The organism is Marinobacter sp. ANT_B65 (genome assembly GCF_002407605.1).
GTDB lineage: Bacteria > Pseudomonadota > Gammaproteobacteria > Pseudomonadales > Oleiphilaceae > Marinobacter.
The window spans coordinates 794,304-812,710 of the sequence record NZ_NXGV01000001.1 but is presented as its reverse complement, the minus strand read 5'-3'; the positions used below and the strand labels follow the sequence as shown (position 1 = coordinate 812,710).

The 18,407-nt window shown below is 55.3% G+C and carries 17 protein-coding genes; 5 read left to right on the top strand and 12 right to left on the bottom strand.

From position 1 onward, the window contains the following. Nucleotides 1-675 carry a ComF family protein gene (locus tag CPA50_RS03870; protein ID WP_227519480.1) on the top strand — a complete coding sequence of 225 codons (675 nt, stop codon included), beginning with the start codon at nucleotides 1-3 and terminating at the stop codon, nucleotides 673-675. A gap of 5 nt (nucleotides 676-680) precedes the next feature. Here CPA50_RS03870 and CPA50_RS03865 read toward each other — a convergent pair whose 3' ends face one another. Further along, a complete protein-coding gene (locus CPA50_RS03865; protein ID WP_096781141.1) occupies nucleotides 681-1,796 on the bottom strand; it encodes an NAD(P)/FAD-dependent oxidoreductase in 1,116 nt (371 codons plus the stop codon). 220 nt (nucleotides 1,797-2,016) lie between these two features. On the opposite strand from CPA50_RS03865, the gene CPA50_RS03860 reads away from it, so the two are divergent. The 4 genes from CPA50_RS03860 to cmoB are packed head-to-tail and all read left to right on the top strand — an operon-like array spanning nucleotide 2,017 to nucleotide 5,197. Next, on the top strand, nucleotides 2,017-3,015 hold the full coding sequence (locus tag CPA50_RS03860; RefSeq protein WP_096782320.1) for a serine/threonine protein kinase: 999 nt from the start codon (nucleotides 2,017-2,019) through the stop codon (nucleotides 3,013-3,015). 29 nt (nucleotides 3,016-3,044) lie between these two features. Beyond that, nucleotides 3,045-3,431, top strand: a complete 387-nt coding sequence (locus CPA50_RS03855) for a kinase (protein WP_096781140.1) — start codon at nucleotides 3,045-3,047, stop codon at nucleotides 3,429-3,431. Next, on the top strand, nucleotides 3,424-4,179 hold the full coding sequence (cmoA, locus tag CPA50_RS03850) for a carboxy-S-adenosyl-L-methionine synthase CmoA (RefSeq protein WP_096781139.1): 756 nt from the start codon (nucleotides 3,424-3,426) through the stop codon (nucleotides 4,177-4,179). The genes CPA50_RS03855 and cmoA overlap by 8 nt, the downstream gene beginning before the upstream one ends. 25 nt (nucleotides 4,180-4,204) lie before the next feature. Then, nucleotides 4,205-5,197, top strand: a complete 993-nt coding sequence (gene cmoB, locus CPA50_RS03845) for a tRNA 5-methoxyuridine(34)/uridine 5-oxyacetic acid(34) synthase CmoB (RefSeq protein WP_096781138.1) — start codon at nucleotides 4,205-4,207, stop codon at nucleotides 5,195-5,197. Nucleotides 5,198-5,256: 59 nt separating this feature from the next. Here the strand turns inward: cmoB and CPA50_RS03840 are convergent, their stop codons facing one another. The 11 genes from CPA50_RS03840 to CPA50_RS03790 all read right to left on the bottom strand — a co-directional run bounded on the left by CPA50_RS03840 (nucleotide 5,257) and on the right by CPA50_RS03790 (nucleotide 18,284). Beyond that, nucleotides 5,257-6,552: an adenylosuccinate synthase gene (locus CPA50_RS03840; RefSeq protein WP_096781137.1), complete on the bottom strand. Its 1,296-nt coding sequence runs from the start codon at nucleotides 6,550-6,552 to the stop codon at nucleotides 5,257-5,259. Between the two features lie 87 nt (nucleotides 6,553-6,639). Further along, complete coding sequence (locus CPA50_RS03835) at nucleotides 6,640-7,821, bottom strand: ATP phosphoribosyltransferase regulatory subunit (RefSeq protein WP_096781136.1); 1,182 nt, start codon at nucleotides 7,819-7,821, stop codon at nucleotides 6,640-6,642. Nucleotides 7,822-8,002: 181 nt separating this feature from the next. Then, nucleotides 8,003-8,878, bottom strand: a complete 876-nt coding sequence (gene hflC, locus CPA50_RS03830) for a protease modulator HflC (RefSeq protein ID WP_096781135.1) — start codon at nucleotides 8,876-8,878, stop codon at nucleotides 8,003-8,005. A gap of 2 nt (nucleotides 8,879-8,880) precedes the next feature. Beyond that, nucleotides 8,881-10,068 (bottom strand): FtsH protease activity modulator HflK, encoded by a 1,188-nt coding sequence (gene hflK / locus CPA50_RS03825; RefSeq protein ID WP_096781134.1) that lies wholly within the window; start codon nucleotides 10,066-10,068, stop codon nucleotides 8,881-8,883. Nucleotides 10,069-10,153: 85 nt separating this feature from the next. After that, entirely contained in the window at nucleotides 10,154-11,446 is a 1,293-nt protein-coding gene (hflX, locus tag CPA50_RS03820; RefSeq protein WP_096781133.1) for a ribosome rescue GTPase HflX, read from the bottom strand. A gap of 120 nt (nucleotides 11,447-11,566) precedes the next feature. Beyond that, the gene (gene hfq, locus CPA50_RS03815) at nucleotides 11,567-11,818 is read right to left on the bottom strand and encodes an RNA chaperone Hfq (protein WP_096781132.1); all 252 of its coding nucleotides are present in this window, start codon (nucleotides 11,816-11,818) and stop codon (nucleotides 11,567-11,569) included. Between the two features lie 34 nt (nucleotides 11,819-11,852). Next, on the bottom strand, nucleotides 11,853-12,872 hold the full coding sequence (gene miaA, locus CPA50_RS03810; protein ID WP_096781131.1) for a tRNA (adenosine(37)-N6)-dimethylallyltransferase MiaA: 1,020 nt from the start codon (nucleotides 12,870-12,872) through the stop codon (nucleotides 11,853-11,855). 13 nt (nucleotides 12,873-12,885) lie between these two features. Then, nucleotides 12,886-14,802: a DNA mismatch repair endonuclease MutL gene (mutL, locus tag CPA50_RS03805; protein WP_096781130.1), complete on the bottom strand. Its 1,917-nt coding sequence runs from the start codon at nucleotides 14,800-14,802 to the stop codon at nucleotides 12,886-12,888. Between the two features lie 32 nt (nucleotides 14,803-14,834). Then, the gene (locus tag CPA50_RS03800) at nucleotides 14,835-16,175 is read right to left on the bottom strand and encodes an N-acetylmuramoyl-L-alanine amidase (protein ID WP_179397193.1); all 1,341 of its coding nucleotides are present in this window, start codon (nucleotides 16,173-16,175) and stop codon (nucleotides 14,835-14,837) included. 52 nt (nucleotides 16,176-16,227) lie between these two features. Then, nucleotides 16,228-16,725 carry a tRNA (adenosine(37)-N6)-threonylcarbamoyltransferase complex ATPase subunit type 1 TsaE gene (gene tsaE / locus CPA50_RS03795; protein WP_096781128.1) on the bottom strand — a complete coding sequence of 166 codons (498 nt, stop codon included), beginning with the start codon at nucleotides 16,723-16,725 and terminating at the stop codon, nucleotides 16,228-16,230. Further along, on the bottom strand, nucleotides 16,725-18,284 hold the full coding sequence (locus CPA50_RS03790) for an NAD(P)H-hydrate dehydratase (protein ID WP_096781127.1): 1,560 nt from the start codon (nucleotides 18,282-18,284) through the stop codon (nucleotides 16,725-16,727). The genes tsaE and CPA50_RS03790 overlap by 1 nt, the downstream gene beginning before the upstream one ends. Nucleotides 18,285-18,407 lie beyond the last annotated feature (123 nt).

Below are 18,407 nucleotides of genomic sequence, written 5' to 3'. Positions count from 1 at the left end.
ATGAAAGGCGCCTGCGTAGGCTGTCTGTCCCCCAACGCCACCAGCGGTTTGTGTAAACCCTGCCATGCAGATCTTCCGGCAAATAACTGGCACTGCCGCTGCTGCGCCCTGCCTCTGGCACACCCCGGGGGCGACCACCTTTGCGGTGACTGTCTGACATCGCCACCCCCGTTTGACTACTCTTTTATACCCTGGCGCTATCAATATCCGGTCGACAGCATGATCAGCCGTTATAAATACCAGGGGCAGCGAAAATTCGCGCGGCCATTGATCGCGGGCTTTGTGGACTATATTGAACCTGCTCTTGCCGCTTATGGAGTGGAAAAGCCAGATATACTGATCCCCTCGCCCATGCACCCCTCACGCCGGCGCAAACGCGGCTTCAATCAGGCTCGGGATATTGCCGAGAGCATTGGAACGATGATCAACGTCCCGGTTGACATCAACATAGTTCGCCGGGCACACAAAGTTCAGACGCAGCGAGGGCTGAACAGAGAATCCAGGCTCGCAAATCTGCGGGGCGTTTTTAAGGTCTGCTCAACAGTGCCAGAACGGGTCGCGATGGTAGATGATGTGGTTACAACTGGTGCAACAATGCGAGTGCTTGCATCGGTTTTAAGGGAGGCTGGAGCGCAGGAAATCCAGGTATGGGCATTGGCGAGAACCCCCGGCTAAGCCCGCTATAGCCAGACCAGCTTGCTCCTCACGAGATCGGCAATCGCCAGGCACGATGTCAGCCCGGGCGACTCAATACCAAACAGGTTTACCAGCCCCGGAACACCATGCTCACCGGGACCATCAATCCGGAAATCAAAAAATCCTCCCTCAGCATTTCTGAGCTTCGGTCGAATGCCTGCATAAGCCGGCTGCAGGCGCTCAGCCTCCAGACCTGGCCACCACTGCCGGATACCGGCAGCAAAGGTCTGCACTCGCCCGGGATCAACCGCATAATCTTCCCGGTCAATCCAGTCTACATCCGGACCGAAACGTGCCTGCCCGGCCAGGTCAAGAGTAAGGTGAACGCCCAGTCCGCCAGGCTCGGGAACCGGATAGATCAGACTAGTGAACGGATGGCGCCCGCTGTAGCTGAAATAAACGCCCCTGGCGAACCATTGCTCCGGTTTCTGTTCGTCGGGAAGCCCGCCCCAGTGACGGGTCAGGGGCACAGCACCTAACCCGGCCGCATTAACGAGATTCCGGACCTTGAGCTTGCACGGCATATCGCCGCCGACCTGAAGCACATGACAACCATTAGCCGATTCGATGCTCTCAACCGGTGAGCGCAACGCGAGCGAGCCTCCCGCGTCCTGCAGTTCGCCAAGTAAGGCAAGCATGAGGCCATGAGTATCCAGTATTCCGGTTTCCCGGGACCAGAGTCCCGCGCTGGCACTGACTTCGGGCAACTGGCGAGTGACTGCATTACCATCCCGCAGAACCAGTGGAGCACCGTTGGATTCCGCATGGGACTGAACCCCCTCAAGTATGGGGATTTGCGCTTCGCTGGTAGCAATGATCCATTTTCCGCACTTGCGATACCTTACCTTGTGGCTTTCGCAGTAGCCGTACAACTGCCTGCGACCCTCTACGCAAAGACGGGCCTTCAGTGAGTTCTCGGGATAATAGACTCCGGCATGTATAACCTCACTGTTTCGGGACGAGACGCCTTCGCCAAAGCGATCTCCGGCTTCCAGAACAATCACATCACGCCCGGCCCGGGCCAGAGCCCGGGCAACAGCCAACCCGACAACACCTGCTCCGATAACCGCTGTATCCAGTTCGAGAAGATCACCTGTCACGAAAACACCTGCTTGATACTCCTGTAGAATCGATCTGCTGAACAGACCTGCTAATAGCTTCTGCCGGCCGGGTGCTCCTGATAACCCAAATCCACCAAGGTTAACATTAACCTAATCCTGCACAGCCAGGAACCATGGAAACATGCCCTGCCTGCATTACGGGAGTGCTGCCAAGAAGGTATACTTGGGCCCACACTTACCAGTCGGGCTGCGCTTTAAAATGAACGTTTCAACCCACCCATACGATGCCCTGACACCAGACGCCATTCTGGATGCCATGGAAGATGCCGGTTTCGCGGTAAGTGGTCGCCTTTTTGCCCTGAACAGCTATGAAAACCGCGTATATCAGATTGGTCTCGATGAAGGGGCACCGGTGATCGCCAAATTCTATCGCCCCGGCCGCTGGACAGAAGAACAGGTGCGGGAAGAACATGAATTTACCCGGGACTTGCTCGCAGCGGATATTCCCGTTGTCGCACCACTGGTGATGCCGTCGGGAGACACCCTGGGGAAACACGGTGACTTTTTTTTCGCCGTTTTTGACCAGCGTGGCGGGCAGGCACCTGACACAAGCGTTACCGATACTCTCTACCGACTCGGGCAGTGGCTCGGCCAGATTCATAATATTGGTGCTGTTAAGCCTTTCCGTCATCGCACCGCCCTGTCGCTGCTGGATGGTATCGAAGCAAACAATCAGCTGTTGCTTGAAGGAAACTGGATTCCCAAAGACCTTCGGCCCGCGTGGGACAGTCTGATACCGGATCTGCTGACTCACTGTCGGGCCCGCATGGAAAATGCCGGAGAAGTCGAAACACTGCGACTGCACGGAGACTGCCATGCCGGTAACATATTGTGCCGCGATGAGCAGATGCTGTTTGTGGATCTGGACGATTGCCGTTCCGGCCCGGCCATTCAGGACATGTGGTTATTACTGAATGGCGAGGACAACGAACGCGGGGCACAACTGGGCGAGTTACTCGAAGGCTATGAAATGTTCCGGGATTTTGATCGCTGTGAGAGACACCTGATTGAGCCTTTGCGCTGTTACCGGCAGATCAGCCACTGCGCCTGGCTGGCAAAACGCTGGGATGACCCGGCTTTTCCGCGCTTTTTCCCATGGTTCGCCCAACCGCGGTTCTGGTCTGACCAGGTACTGGCGCTGAGAGAACAGCTGGCGGCTCTGCAAGCGCCTTCTATTGTACTTCCCGGTCAATACTGATCATTCATTCACAGTAAATTGAGGTAGGCATGAGCCAGAACGAGACCCGTTACACTATCCGCAGCCTGTTTTTTACCGCCCTGGTATCCATCGTGGGCACTGTACTGGTACTGGAAGTCAGCGGAAGCATCAAGCATTCAGACAATAAGGACTATGTACCGGTCGGCGACTTCAAGGCAATCCATGTAACGCCGGGAGAAACCTTCCGGATGTCACCCAAGGCCTCTGAACTTCATGCAACCTGCGAAAACGGTTATCTCGCCATTGCCGCCGACGTGGATCCGTCTTTTCGCGGCATCCTTGTAGATTACAAAAACCGGGGCGTACGCTGTTCCCGGCCATCTCCGACCGCACCGGCTGCGATATCGCAGCCAGAGATGCCCACGCAACCAGAGGAACCCACCAGCGATGAGTAAGGCTGATAGCTCACCAGAGCAATTGACAGACCGGCTTTTTGCTACTGAACGGCAGCCAGAAGACTTCCGGTTCGACGCTGCGGTTGCCCGCGTATTCCCGGACATGATTCGCCGGTCTGTGCCTGGCTACACCACTATCATCCCGATGATTGAAGTCATTACCGAACAATATGCCCAGGCCGGTTCAAATTGTTATGACCTTGGCTGCTCGTTGGGCGCATCCACTCTGGCTATGCGTCATGGCATTTCATTTGATAGCTGTTCTCTGACTGGCGTGGATAATTCCGCCGCCATGATCGAGCGCTGCGAGCATTACATCGCACTGGACGACCATTCGTTGCCGGTCCGGCTTCGCTGCGAGAACATTCAGGAAACAGAGCTTGAAAACGCCTCGGTGACGACCCTCAATTTCACATTACAGTTTATACCCCCGGAGCAGCGGAGCAGCCTTCTGAGCAAGATTGCCGAGGCAACCCGCCCTGGAGGTGTGCTGATCCTTTCTGAAAAAATCCGCTTCGATTCCGAGGATGAACAGGATATTCAGACTTGCCTTCATCATGAGTTCAAGCGTGCCAACGGGTACTCCGATCTGGAGATAAGCCAGAAACGCAGCGCCATTGAACAGGTACTGATCCCGGAAACACTGGATGCTCACAAGCAGCGCCTTGAAGACGCAGGGTTTGACCGAGTGCTTGTCTGGTATCAGTGCTTCAACTTCGTATCCATGCTGGCTATAAAGGCCGCCTGAACCCCATACGGAGACTATGCCCCCCATGTCGGATTTTGACTGGAAAACCTGTTTTGGCCAGCTTCTGGCTAACCTGCACGACACTGGCCAGAGCAGCTGGGCAGACACGATCAGAAGCCAGCTTATACAGCGCTTTGATGACAATCCCCACGGCGACATCGGCCGCTGGCAGTCAGCACTTGACAGCCTCCCGGATATTTCCGGGACCACCTCGGAGCTGAACACCCCGGCGATCTCCTTAAGTTCCGCGAACCCGCTAAACTCCGGCCAGCAACAAATGCTTGAGAGCGGGCTCAGAGGACTCATGCCCTGGCGCAAGGGGCCTTTCGACTTCTTCGGGACTCACATTGATACAGAATGGCGTTCCGACTGGAAGTGGGATCGGGTATCGCCTTACCTTTCTGATCTTTCCGGCCGGCGCGTTCTGGATGTAGGTTGTGGCTCCGGTTACCATTGCTGGCGCATGCTGGGCGACGGAGCTGGGCGTGTAATCGGGATTGATCCCGGACTGCTGTTCATGTTCCAGTTTCTCAGCGTAAAACGTTATCTGGGCGAGGTTGCGGTTGATCTTCTGCCCATCCGGATGGAAGACCTGCCTGCAGATCTGGAACTCTTTGATACCACCTTTTCCATGGGTGTCCTTTACCATCGCAGATCACCGCTCGATCACCTGCTCGAACTCAAAGGAACGCTGCGCAGGGGTGGAGAGCTGGTACTGGAAACTCTGGTGGTGGATGGGCCTGAGGGCTATAGCCTGATGCCCGAAGACCGTTACGGGCAGATGCGCAACGTATGGTTCCTGCCGAGCTGCGACACGCTGCTGCGGTGGCTGGACCGTACAGGGTTCCGCAATGCCCGCGTTGTGGATGTGTCTGAGACCAGCACAGACGAACAGCGCAGTACAGACTGGATGCGCTTTAACTCCCTTCAGGATTTCCTGGATCCTGATGACCCCGGGAAAACCATCGAAGGCTACCCCGGGCCAAAACGCGCCACAATCATTGCCGAGAAGCCCTGAAAATAAAAAAAACCCGCCCTGCCGTTGAAGGCAGGGCGGGTTTTCAACTCCTTTGACGATCAGCTGTCAAAGGGGTGACGCAGGATAATGGTCTCCACACGGTCAGGCCCGGTGGAAATAATATCGATAGGAGCTTCGATCTGCTCCTCCAGGAACCGGATATAAGCCCGTGCATTTTCCGGTAACTGCTCCAGCGTGGTCAGCCCGAAAGTGCTTTCACTCCAGCCCGGCAATTCGGCGTATACCGGCTCTATATCCTTGAAACTGTCACAACCGATCGGTGGCCGGGTAATTTCACCATTCGGCGTTTTGTAGCCTACGCAGACCTTGACTGTTTCCAGCCCATCAAGAACATCCAGCTTGGTCAGACAGATACCGGACACGCTGTTGATCTGGATTGCATGGCGCAGCGCAACCGCATCAAACCAGCCACAACGTCGGGAACGACCGGTAGTCGTACCGACTTCATTACCTTTGACCGCCAGATGCTGGCCCAGGTCATCAAAGAGCTCTGTGGGGAAAGGTCCTGAGCCCACTCGCGTGGTATAGGCTTTAGTGATACCCAGTACATAATCCAGATACAGAGGACCAAAACCGGAGCCTGTAGCCGTGCCACCTGCTGTGGTGTTGGATGAGGTTACATACGGATAGGTGCCGAGGTCGATATCCAGAAGGGAACCCTGAGCTCCTTCAAACATAATATCATCGCCGCGTTTGCGGTAGTCGTGAAGCAGGTCGGTAACGTCTGCCGCCATCGGCAGGATTTCCTCTCCCATCTGCTTCAGCTCATCCAGCGCCGCATCAATATCTTCGGCTTCTTCCTTGAAGTACTCAGTCAGTACAAAGTTGTGATAAGACATGATTTCCCGCAATTTCAATTCGAAATCTGCCGGGTTACACAGGTCGCCGAGACGAACTCCCCGACGGGAAACCTTGTCTTCATACGCAGGGCCAATACCTCTGCCGGTGGTACCGATTTTGTCATTACCCTTGGCGCGTTCACGGGCCTGATCAATGCGTACGTGAGTGCGCAGAATAATCGGGCAGGCCAGACTGATACGCAACCGCTCGCGAACCGCAACGCCAGACGCTTCAAGTTCACGGACTTCTTTCAGCAGGGCCTCAGGCGAAACAACAACGCCGTTACCAATAAGGCACTGAACGTCCTGCCGCAGGATACCGGAGGGAATCAGGTGCAGGGCTGTTTTTTTGCCTTCTATAACCAGAGTATGGCCCGCGTTATGGCCTCCCTGAAAACGTACTACCGCTGCGACTTTTTCCGTCAGCAGATCGACGATTTTACCCTTGCCTTCATCACCCCATTGGGTGCCCAGCACAACAACGTTTTTACCCATGATTATCTCTCAATGCGCACACGGTAAGAGGTGCGTCTTGCAAATTTGGCAAATGTACCTGTACGAGTTCACTGCAGCTAAATGGCGCTAACTCAGTGCCTGAACGACCCAATGATCACCCTGCTTTACCAGCTTACGGTCACAGCCACGGGTTACGGGGTCCACTCCGTTGTCTTCCGGCAGAGCCCGGACGACGGTATCCGTCCTCCTCAGTTCCGAGACCAACTGCTCCAGCGCTGCGTCATTATCTGCAGGGGCCCAGACGGCCTTGCCGCAATTAACTGAGCGCTTACCCAGCGTTACCAGAGCTCGCACATCCAGACTGAATCCTGTGGCGGGACGGGCACGCCCGAAGTCACTGCCTATCGCATCGTAGCGGCCGCCCTTGGCGACAGAATCACCGCAGCCTGGCACGTAAGCCGCAAAAACCAGGCCTGTATGATAGTTATAACCACGCAGTTCGCAGAAATCGAAACCGAAACTGATCTCCGGGTAGTCTCTCTCAAGCATCCCGGCAACCCGACCCAACTGATCCAGCGCAGCGCTCAGGTTCTCGGAGGCTCCACTTAATATTCTGCGCGCCTCTGTCAGAGCTTCAGGGCCACCATTGACACGCGCAAGGTCCCGCAGACGTGCGCCGGCTGAACCGAGGGGGCAGTCACCCAGCAGCCTGTCCAGTTCAGGTACCGACTTGCGAGCCATGGCGTCGAATATTGCCGCACTTGTATCGCGATCAAACCCGGCTTCGCCAATAAGGCTTTCATAGATGGCCACGTGCGCAAGATCAAGGTGAATGCCCGGCAAACCGGCCACACGAAGAGCTTCAAGCATCAAGCTGATGATTTCGAGATCCGCAGCTTCAGACGCACTGCCGAACAGCTCACAGCCTGCCTGAATCGGCGTACGTCCGGTCAGCATGTGCCTGGGCCGGGTATGAAGTACATGCCCCGCGTAACACAGGCGGGTAATGCCGTCTTGCCCCAGCGTATGAGCGTCAATCCGGGCCGCCTGGGGCGTCATATCAGCACGAACACCCATCATGCGGCCAGTCAGCTGATCAGTCAGCTTGAAGGTCTGCAGCTCCAGGTCATGCCCGGTTCCGGTAAAAAGAGATTCGAGATATTCGATTAGCGGTGGGATTACCAGTTGGTAGCCCCAACGCTGGCAGGTATCCATTACATCCCGGCGCAGGGATTCTATCTGTCCGGCCAGTGGCGGCAAGATATCCTCCACCCCGTCCGGCAGTAACCAGCGATCAGATACTGTCATGAGATTCCGTTGTCCATCCTGCAAACGCCAGCTTGTGAAGCAGAAGAAGCGCGCAGGTTTTTTAGGGTGAAATTCGGGGCAGAAAAACCCGAACCAAAACCTGACGGATTTTACACTGTTGGCAGACACAAAAAAACCGGAATACCTCAGTATTCCGGTTTTTCGACCTACAGGGCAGAGTTTAGTTTCCGCCCTTTGAATCCTTCATGAATTTCATGAATTCACTTTTGGAGTCAATAACCATTATGTCGTCTTTGCCAGAGAAGGTGTTCCGATAGGCCTGGAGGCTACGATAGAAGCTGTAGAACTCCGGACTGGAGCCATAGGCATCTGCGTAGATCCGGGCTGCTTCACCATCCCCTTCACCCCGGGTTGTTTCCGAAGTAGAGAAGGCTTCCGCCAGGGTAACGGTTTTCTGACGGTCTGCATCGGCACGAATACCTTCTGCAAGCTCACGACCACGGGAACGGAATTCCTGTGCCAGTTTTTCACGTTCTGTCGCCATACGGCGATAGACGTTGTCACTGACCTGTCCCGGAAACTCAATAGCCTTGACCCTGATATCCTTTACATCAATACCGAATTCCTTAACGGAGGTTTCGTTTACCCGGTCACGCAGGTTATGCATCAGCTCATCACGCTGACCTGAAACAACTTCGTGCATCGTGCGAACACCAAACTCATCCCGCAAGCCGTTATCCACCCGGGATAACAACAGCGACTGAGCGCGAAACTCGTCTCCGCCGGTCGCCCGGTAGAACTGATCCACATCGCGGATTTTCCATGCGATATAGGAGGTGACATCCAGCGGCTTCTTTTCAATCGTCAGATACTGCCGGGAAGGCAGATCCATCGTCAGCACACGGATATCAAACTCACGAACCTGATCGATTACCGGCACCTTGAAGTGAATGCCCGCCCGGATGTCGGTCTCAACCAACTCACCAAACCTCAGCATCACTCCACGATGGGTTTCCGGAATGATAAATACACTCGACATTACCAGCAGGATGACGATCAGAGCGCCTGCAAGGCCCACTACACCTTTAGGTCCCATGATTATCTGCTCCTCCGTGTATTAGCTTCCTGCCTGGTTCGAATTTCCTGGATAACCTGATCAGTGACCGACTGAATATCCATCTCTCCACCACTGCTGGAAGACTGGCTTCCGCTGCGTGGCAATGAGCCCTGGGTCAGACGATCCAGAGGCAGATACATCATATTGCCACTGCTCTCAGTATCCACAAGAATCTTGCTGCTGTTGGACAGTACTGTCTCGAGAGTCTGAAGGTACATCCGCTCACGGGTTACCTCAGGCGCCATCTGGTAAACAGCCAGTAACTCAAGAAAACGGGCAGTTTCACCACGAGCACGCTCAATAACTTCCTGCTTGTAGGCGTTAGCCTCTTCGATCATGCGCTGAGCCTGACCACGAGCTTCCGGAACCACCTTATTACGATAGGTTTCAGCTTCTTCTTTCACACGCTGCTCGTCTTCACGGGCACGCTGAACCTCCCGAAAGGCGTCCTGCACAGCTGCCGGTGGCTGGGTGCTTTCAACGTTAACCCGCACAATTTCAAGGCCTGTTCCGTATTCCTTGAGGAAGCCCTGAAGCCGCTGTTCAACACGAACGGCCAACTCTGCACGACCTTCTGTGAGCACGTCGTCCAGCGACGAACTGCCCACTTCGTGACGCAGGGCGCTATCTGTGGCAAATGCCAATGCCTGATTGGAATCCCGCACGTTCAGCACATAATCGCGGGCATCGCCCACCCGGTACTGTACCTGCAGATCAACCGTAACCAGGTTTTCATCCTGAGTCAGCATCTGACCGCTGGACTGGGCGGTTCTCACGCTGGTGACCAATACCTTGGTTACATCATCAATCAGCGGCACCTTGAATCTCAGGCCAGGGCTTTCGGTCTTGGAATACTCTCCAAACCTCAGCACCACCGCGCGCTCCTGTTCGTTTACTGTGTAGAACGACTGGAAGACGACGTAGCCCAACACAAGAATGGCTGCGAGCGCGAGAACGGCACCAAAGCTGCCGGCCACTCCTGATCCGCCGCCATTGCTGCCACCACCCGACTTCTTGCCTTTGCCGCCCAGCATTTTGTTGAGCTTGTCGAGACCCTTTTTCAGTGCCTCATCAAGGTCTGGTGGCCCCTGATCATTACCGCGACGACCACCACCATTTCCCCAGGGGTCATTATCGTTGCGATTTCCACCCGGTTCATTCCAGGCCATAGTGCTCTCCGTTCCTAACGTGTCGAATGGTTGCAAATACTAGGGATTTATCATCGCCCCGGCAATAGCTGCTATGGTTTCAGGCTTACCTGTCTTCCAGGCGCACCTCTTCTTCACTCATGCCGGCGCGGCTAAGAAGCTGCAGCCAGTCCCGGCGCTGGAGCCGGACCTCAAGTACTGTTTCTCCGGTCTCGCGATGCTCTTCGCCAAGCACCGAATTAGCCTCGTGCAGGAGCGCTCTGAGCTTGCCGTCAGCAGGCCCGAGCAAAACAAAGTGATGAACAACATCCTCAGCCAGCCGCTCAACGATGGCATCATAAAGGCCCTCAAGACCTTCACCCGTAACGGCCGAGACCCATGCCCGGACAGGGACACCATCTTCGTTGCGCTCGACCCGAGGGGCAAAATCATCCATCAGGTCTATTTTATTGAAAACCTGCAGCACAGGTATCTCATCGGCACCGATTTCCGCCAGCACCTCCTCAACCTGCTCAATATTTTCATCACGACGACTATCGTGACTGTCAACGACGTGCAACAGGATAGTGGCTTCGGTAGTCTCTTCCAGAGTTGCCCGGAACGCCTCCACAAGTTTATGCGGCAGATGCCGGATAAAGCCCACTGTGTCCGCCATTACGACCGCCCCGATATCCGGAAGTTCCAGACGACGGATCGTCGGGTCCAGAGTTGCGAACAATTTATCCGCAGCGTATACGGTAGACGTAGTAATCCGGTTGAACAGCGTGGACTTGCCAGCATTGGTATAACCTACCAGAGATACAGTCGGAATATCGGCACGCTTGCGCGCTCTGCGACCCTGGTTACGCTGGCGCCGAACTCTCTCGAGGCGCTTGTGAATTGATTTTATCCGTTCGCGCAGGAGTCGGCGGTCGGTTTCCAGCTGGGTTTCACCAGGGCCACGCAAACCAATGCCGCCCCCTTGCCGCTCAAGGTGTGTCCAGCCACGAACCAGACGCGTCGACATGTGCTCCAGCTGAGCCAGTTCCACCTGCAGCTTGCCCTCATGTGTACGGGCACGCTGAGCGAAAATATCCAGAATTACACCGGTACGATCCAGCACACGGCACTTGAGCTCACGCTCAATATTCCGCTCCTGGCTTGGACTGAGGGCGTGATTGAACAATACAACATCTGCCTCATGCAAGATTACTGCATCGCGAATTTCCTCAAGCTTTCCTTCGCCCACAAACAGTCTGGGGCTGGGTTGCTTGCGGGATCCGGTTACGATTCCAACCGACTCGACTCCAGCCGACGACACAAGTTCCCGAAACTCATCCGGGTCTTCCGAGCCGTCGTGGGAGGTGAAATCGATATGGACGAGTATCGCTCGCTCACCTACATCAGGGCGTTCAAACAATGGGCATTAACTCCGCAACAATCAGTTTGTTTGTTTAGGTCACAAAAACAAACACCCGCTACCATCGGAACCCGGAGGCTCGTCAGGTAAGCGGGTGGCAATACCGGAAACCCGGGAAGATCAGTCTTCAGACTCATCTTCTCCGGCCGGGTTCTGCTGTGGAATGCGGACATTCCTGGCAGGCACAACGGTGGAGATTGCGTGCTTGTAGACCATCTGGCTGACAGTATTTTTCAGCAAAATTACGAATTGGTCAAAAGACTCTACCTGCCCTTGCAACTTGATGCCGTTAACCAGAAATATGGAAACCGGAATACGTTCCTTGCGTAAGGCATTAAGGTAAGGGTCTTGTAACGAGTGCCCTTTTGACATGTGTATTCTCCTGTTTATTAGTAAATGCAGATAGTCAATATTCAGAACTAAATGTGGTGTGACATCTGATTTTTTTCAAGGCTGCATCAACGATAAAGCGATCTTCGCTATTCAGCCAGTTCAAATCAGTCCACTTACGGAGCCATGTGAGCTGCCGCTTGGCAAGCTGACGGGTGGCCGCAACGCCCTTATTTACAAATACGTCATAATCATCTTCACCGGCCAGATGGCTCCAGGCCTGGCGATAGCCGACACAACGCATTGAAGGGAGATCCGGGTGCAGATCGCCTCGCCCCATCAGATCGCCGACTTCATTCAGCAACCCCATCTCAATCATGTTCAGAAAGCGCCGATGTATTCTTTCGTGAAGCGCTCGCCTTTCTGGAGGCACCATAGCAAGCTGCGTTACAGTATACGGAAGCGATGAAGTTTCGTCTGCCTGCCATTGAGTAAAATATGTGTAATCCTCAATATCCTGCCGACCCGGCTGTTGCTGAGACGTCCGGCTGCCTTCAGACTCCCAGAAAGCCGAAATCGGTCGGCCTGTCAGGCGAATGACTTCAAGAGCTCTCAGCAGACGCTGGCGATTATTCGGATGAATCAGTTTTCCCGCAACAGGGTCAGCAGCCTGAAGCTCTTCATGCAACGCATGCCATCCGAGCTTTTCTGCTTCAGCCTCAAGGGTTCTTCGCAGCTCAGGGCTTGCAGCCGGCAGCCCGGACATACCGTGCAATAAGGCCTTGAAGTACATCATGGTGCCGCCTACAAGCAACGGAATACGACCGGCGCCGGATATCCGTTCCATTTCAGCCAGTGCATCCCGCCGGAAATCGGCGGCAGAATAGGTTTCAGACGGATCACAGATATCAATCAAACGGTGCGGAGCACGAGCCAGTTCCTCAGCCGTTGGCTTTGCAGTACCAATATCCATCCCGCGGTAGATCATCGCCGAATCAACACTGATAATGTCACAAGGCAGACGGTCACAGAGCTCCATGGCCAGGTCGGTCTTACCGGAAGCTGTCGGCCCCATCAGAAAAATGGCAGGTGGCATTTTCGTTTCCACTCTACCTCCCCCGCAAAAACAGTTTATCCAGCTCCGCCAGCGTAACCAGCGTCCAGGTTGGGCGACCATGATTACATTGGCCGCTGCGCTCTGTCGCTTCCATATCCCGAAGCAGAGAGTTCATTTCCGGTATAGTCAGCTGGCGATTTGCACGCACTGAACCATGGCAGGCCATGGTACCCAGAAGCTCATGGGTAACGGCTTCAATGCGGTCACTCTGGCCATGCTCGATCAGGTCAGATAAAACATCCCTGACAAGCTGCTCCGTGTCTGCCCCCCGCAACAGCGCGGGAACCTGCCGGATAGCAAGCGTCTCCGGCCCGATCCGCTCAATCTGAAGCCCAAGCTGTTGCAACTCGTCCCCATGAGTCTCTGCCAAGGCTGCTTCTTTTTGACTGACAGCAAGAGACAGAGGCACCAGTAACGGCTGGCTTTTAAGATCCTGTTCTGCCAGGGCGCGCTTCATGCGTTCGTATGTAATCCGCTCGTGGGCTGCATGCATATCTACGACGATCATTCCGGCGCTGCTCTGTGCCAGCACATAAATGCCATGCAGCTGAGCAATGGCATAACCCAAAGGTGGCTCGGCCTGATCGTCAGCAATGCCCGGGTAGTCGGCCCTGGAGCCAGCTACACTTTCAGTGCTCCCATGAGATACCGACGCTTGCGGAGAGCTGACACCACCCCCGCCAAGAGACTTGTAGAAAGCCATCTGATCACTGGCTTTCCACTCCTGTTGCGGGGCTGCCTGCCCACCAAAACCAGTACCCGGTATATGGTTTCCCGTTGACGGAATCCCTGGCTGCCCGTTCCAGGGTCGGGCCTGAGCGGCCTGACTGTCTGTCTGAGATTCTCCCTGCCCGGCTGCTTCACGGCTGAAGGACTGAGCCGCGGCGCCACGAAAGTGGTCGTCCGGCCGCACATCAGCCAGGGCTTTGTGTAAAGTCCGGAAAATGAAATCGTGAACCAGACGACCATCACGGAAACGCACTTCGTGCTTGGTCGGATGCACGTTCACATCCACCGTTGCAGGATCAACTTCAAGGTAAAGCACAAACGCCGGGTGACGATTGTTATACAACACATCGCGGTAGGCCTGACGCACGGCATGCGCCACCAGCCGATCACGGATTACCCGGCCATTCACAAAGAAATACTGAAGGTCGGCCTGACTGCGAGAGAACGTTGGCAAAGCCACCCACCCCCACAACCGCAACCCCGTGGCTTCCGCATCGATAACCACTGCGTTGTCGATAAACTTCTGCCCGCACAAGGCGCCAATGCGGCGTTCCCTGTCCAGCACAGACTCCGCAGGCCGGAGATTCTGAACAACCCGCTGGTTATGACGCAGCGTAAAGCCCGCGTCAAACCGGCCAAGAGCCTGACGGCGTACGCATTCTTCAACGTGATTGAATTCGGTTTTCTCGGTACGCAGAAACTTGCGCCTTGCAGGGGTGTTAAAAAAGAGATCCCGTACTTCAACAGTGGTTCCCACAGGATGTGCTGCCGGCGAGATTCGTGCATCCATGTCACGACCTTCAACCTCTACACGGGAAGCTGCCTCCTGATCCTCAGTACGAGAGGTCAGCGCCAGGCGGGATACAGAGCTGATACTGGCCAGAGCCTCACCCCTGAATCCGAGGGAAGATACGGATTCCAGATCATCCAGACTGGCAATTTTACTGGTGGCATGACGACTGAGTGCCATGGGCAGATCACTTTCGGCAATACCACTGCCATCATCACGCACCCGGATCAGCTTGACGCCACCCTGCTCCACTTCGACATCAATACGGTCAGCACCAGCATCCAGTGCATTTTCAACCAGTTCCTTGACGACAGATGCAGGGCGTTCAACTACCTCGCCTGCGGCAATCTGGTTTGCCAATCGCGGCGAGAGCAATCGGATGGAGGGCATATTTCAGGACTACCTTTTGTTCGGAATGTTGCTCAGGATGAGGGAATGCGAATGGTTTGCCCTACCATAACACGGTCATCCCTCAAGCCGTTATACTGCATAAGCTCGCTGACAGTAGTCTGATTTTTCCTGGCTACTCCTGAAAGCGTATCGCCGCTCTGAACTCTGTACTGACTTACACGACTGCCCCCCTGACGGCTCTGTTTCTGCCATGCCAGCAAGGTGCCAGGGGGAGGTGTTTTACGGAAGTACTCATCAATACCATTCATGATTGCGCCAGCCAGCTTGCGGCGATACCAGTCTGTTGCAAGATTCTTCTCTTCCTGAGGATTGGAGATGAAACCCGCCTCCACAAGGATAGAAGGGATATCCGGTGACTTGAGCACAGCGAACGCAGCCTGCTCTACACCTGGCTTGTGCAGTTTAGCCACACCGTTGAGCTTGCCCAATACAGAACTGCCCACACCCAGACTGGCGTTAATGCTCGCCGTCATAGACAGATCAAGCAACACACCAGCCAACATATCGTCGCGCCCATCAAGAGAAACTCCCCCGGTACCGCCGATAAGGTCAGATCGGTTTTCGCTCTGTGCCAGCCAGCGGGCTGTTTCACTGGTCGCACCGCGCTGAGACAACGCAAATACCGAGGCGCCTTTGGGCTGTGGCGTACGAAACGCGTCTGCATGTACAGAAACAAAGAGATCAGCACTGTATTTGCGGGCCAGAATTGTCCGGTTCCTCAACCCGATATAATAGTCTCCCGTCCGGGTGAGCTTGGCGGTATAGCCAGACTGCTTATTAATCATATCCGCGAGAATGTGAGCCATTTTCAGAACCACATCTTTTTCACGCGTACCCTTGGGGCCTATAGCTCCCGGATCCTCACCACCGTGGCCTGCATCAATAACTACAACAACATCGCGTTTGCCGGCTGAATCGTGGGTTACCGTAGGCTTGGCAGCCTTCTCCAGACGGCTTCCACTTTCATCAATAAGGTCAAGCACCAGGCGATGGCCATACTGTTGATTGGGTTCCAGCTGGAAGCTGCGCGGTTTGATGTCCTTGGCCAGATCAAGAACGACTCTCAGGTCAGTGCCGTTGCGTGTGGCACTACGAATACGCCGGACCGGGCTGTTAGACAGATCGAGTTTAGCGAAATCTGTTTTCAGCCGGGTGTTCTTGAGGTCAATCACCAGACGCGCAGGGTTACTCAGTGCAAACATGTTGTGATCGACCTTGCCTGCAGTATCCAGTACCAGCCGGGTGTGATCCGGTGCCGGCCAGATGCGGATACCTTCCACCTGTGTACCTGCCTGCGCGCACAGGCTCGACATGAGCAACCACAAAGATGCCAGAGCAATCGTTGTTTTCATCGTGAGCTTGAATTTAGTCATACAGCTTGCCTGTTTATCCAGTGCTGGCCCTTTAATGGTCCAGCCCTATCAGTTCAAGTTCGTTCAAAAGTGATGCACCCAGTTCCGAGCGCGCCCGGACCACTGCCGAGCGACCTTCACCCTGATACTCCAGGTGCACTTCAAGATCCGGTGAAGGAAGCAGCCCCTGCCCCCGCTCCGGCCATTCAATAAGACAAATACTCTGGCCGTTAAAATAATCCCGGATACCCATGTATTCCAACTCTTCCGGGTCACCCAGCCTGTACAGATCAAAATGATAGGCCGGCGGTGACAGTTCTTCGTAGGGCTCAACAAGCGTATAAGTCGGGCTCTTCACCGCACCTTCGTGCCCCAGACCACGGATCACTCCCCGGCTGAAGGTGGTCTTACCCATGCCGAGGTCGCCCTCAAGAAACACCGTCAGCCCATGTCCCGACTCTTTTGCCAGACGGGCCAGTTCGCCGCCCAGTTTCTCTGTTTCAGCCTCACCTTCAAGAAACAACCTGCGCTCGTTTCCGAAAATGCTCATCAGTTCTCCCCGATGCAACTACTGACTGCCTCTGTTTCCCGGAAAACCTGAGGCAATGCGTCGATTACGTCGGTCGGTATCAACCCCATGTATCCTTTATCAGCCGATGCCCTGCAGGCTGCCTCAAGATGCACAGCCGCCCCGATTGTTGCAGCATGCGCAGGCTCTTCAATCATCTGGGCGTAGAGCGCACCAATGACGCCCGACAACACATCTCCCATGCCGCCAGTCGCCATCCCGGGGTTGCTGCCACCCGCAATATCCACCACATCGGCCCCGGACGCGATAACCGTCCCGGCCCCCTTCAGCAACACTACACCGCCGTAAAGGGACTGCAGTTTGCGGGCGGCAGCTATACGATTCACCTCTATATCCGGAACCCTGCAGTCCAGTAATCTTGCAGCCTCTCCCGGGTGGGGCGTAAGAATCTGTGCGCTGGCACACGTGGTTACCCGTGACGAAAGCAGGTTAAGGGCATCCGCATCCAGAACGCGGGGCTTGCCGCTTTCAATTACCTGCTGGAGCATTTGCTGCCCCCAGGCGCTTCTCCCCAAACCGGGCCCACACACGACTACCGTTGCCGCATCGAGCATTGCCGGCAATTCCGAACCGTGAATCAAGCCATGAACCATGACCGACGGGCACCTCGCCAAGGCGGCCGTGACATGTTCCGGGCGCGTAGCCAGTGAAACCAACCCGGCTCCGGAGCGCACCGCTGCTTCTGCAGCCAGAATACCGGCACCGCCGAACCCCCGGTCTCCGGCAACCACAAGGACATGGCCAAACCGACCCTTATGCGCGTCAGCCGCACGGGCAGGCAGCCAGGATTTTACGGAGTCCCAGCGTCGAAGCGTGGCTATCGGGCACTCACCACTCCCGACAACACCCGTATCCGCGTTCAGCGTTTCAAAAATCACACCACCACACACGGCAGCACCCTGACCGGTATACAGCCCAACTTTACGGCCGATAAAGGTGACCGTAAGAGCAGCCTGTATTACCTCACCCTCGGCCGCTCCGGTGGTAGCGTTCAGCCCCGATGGCAGATCAACTGCCAACACAGGTAAACCAGAGCGGTTACAGCGCGCAATTACGCTGGCAAACGGCTCTCTGGGAGCACCGGAAACACCCGTCCCCAGCATGGCATCAACAATCAACTCTGCCGATTCAAACAGAGATGCCAGCCCGACTTCGCCCAGGTCTGCCAACTCCTCCACCTCCACGCCATCCGCAACCGCCTTCTCCCAGGCTTTGCGGGCATCACCACCAAGTTTGTCCGCAGGTGCAACCGCAATACAACGTACAGTCAGCCCGTGGCTGACTGCCCTTGCAGCAACAAGATAACCATCGCCGCCGTTATTACCGGCGCCGCAAAGAACCAGTAACTGCTCCACATCGGGCCAGTGCCCGACCAGTCGGCGAAACGCCGCCCGGGCAGCAGACTGCATCAATTCGAAGCCGTCAACGCCCTGGCGCCCGATTACATACTGATCGATACGGCGCACAGAATCGGCGGAAAACAGCGCATCTGATAAACTGCCTCCAGTGTGCGGTGGCATGAACCTTTGCTCCCGTTACAGAAACCGGTTTAAGAAAATTGGCCAGCTATCTGTAAAGCATAGCAAAACCATAGAAAAGGTCATAACTTAATCAAATTAAATATACTTATTCCCAGCGCCTGC

Excerpts from the sequence above, each read along its gene's own strand:
- CPA50_RS03870 (WP_227519480.1), top strand. The coding sequence starts at position 1 with ATGAAAGGCGCCTGCGTAGGCTGTCTGTCCCCCAACGCCACCAGCGGT.
- CPA50_RS03860 (WP_096782320.1), top strand. The coding sequence starts at position 2,017 with ATGAACGTTTCAACCCACCCATACGATGCCCTGACACCAGACGCCATT.
- CPA50_RS03855 (WP_096781140.1), top strand. The coding sequence starts at position 3,045 with ATGAGCCAGAACGAGACCCGTTACACTATCCGCAGCCTGTTTTTTACC.
- cmoA (WP_096781139.1), top strand. The coding sequence starts at position 3,424 with ATGAGTAAGGCTGATAGCTCACCAGAGCAATTGACAGACCGGCTTTTT.
- cmoB (WP_096781138.1), top strand. The coding sequence starts at position 4,205 with ATGTCGGATTTTGACTGGAAAACCTGTTTTGGCCAGCTTCTGGCTAAC.
- CPA50_RS03840 (WP_096781137.1), bottom strand. The coding sequence starts at position 6,552 with ATGGGTAAAAACGTTGTTGTGCTGGGCACCCAATGGGGTGATGAAGGC.
- CPA50_RS03835 (WP_096781136.1), bottom strand. The coding sequence starts at position 7,821 with ATGACAGTATCTGATCGCTGGTTACTGCCGGACGGGGTGGAGGATATC.
- hflC (WP_096781135.1), bottom strand. The coding sequence starts at position 8,878 with ATGGGACCTAAAGGTGTAGTGGGCCTTGCAGGCGCTCTGATCGTCATC.
- hflK (WP_096781134.1), bottom strand. The coding sequence starts at position 10,068 with ATGGCCTGGAATGAACCGGGTGGAAATCGCAACGATAATGACCCCTGG.
- hfq (WP_096781132.1), bottom strand. The coding sequence starts at position 11,818 with ATGTCAAAAGGGCACTCGTTACAAGACCCTTACCTTAATGCCTTACGC.
- miaA (WP_096781131.1), bottom strand. The coding sequence starts at position 12,872 with ATGCCACCTGCCATTTTTCTGATGGGGCCGACAGCTTCCGGTAAGACC.
- mutL (WP_096781130.1), bottom strand. The coding sequence starts at position 14,802 with ATGCCCTCCATCCGATTGCTCTCGCCGCGATTGGCAAACCAGATTGCC.
- CPA50_RS03800 (WP_179397193.1), bottom strand. The coding sequence starts at position 16,175 with ATGAAAACAACGATTGCTCTGGCATCTTTGTGGTTGCTCATGTCGAGC.
- tsaE (WP_096781128.1), bottom strand. The coding sequence starts at position 16,725 with ATGAGCATTTTCGGAAACGAGCGCAGGTTGTTTCTTGAAGGTGAGGCT.
- CPA50_RS03790 (WP_096781127.1), bottom strand. The coding sequence starts at position 18,284 with ATGCCACCGCACACTGGAGGCAGTTTATCAGATGCGCTGTTTTCCGCC.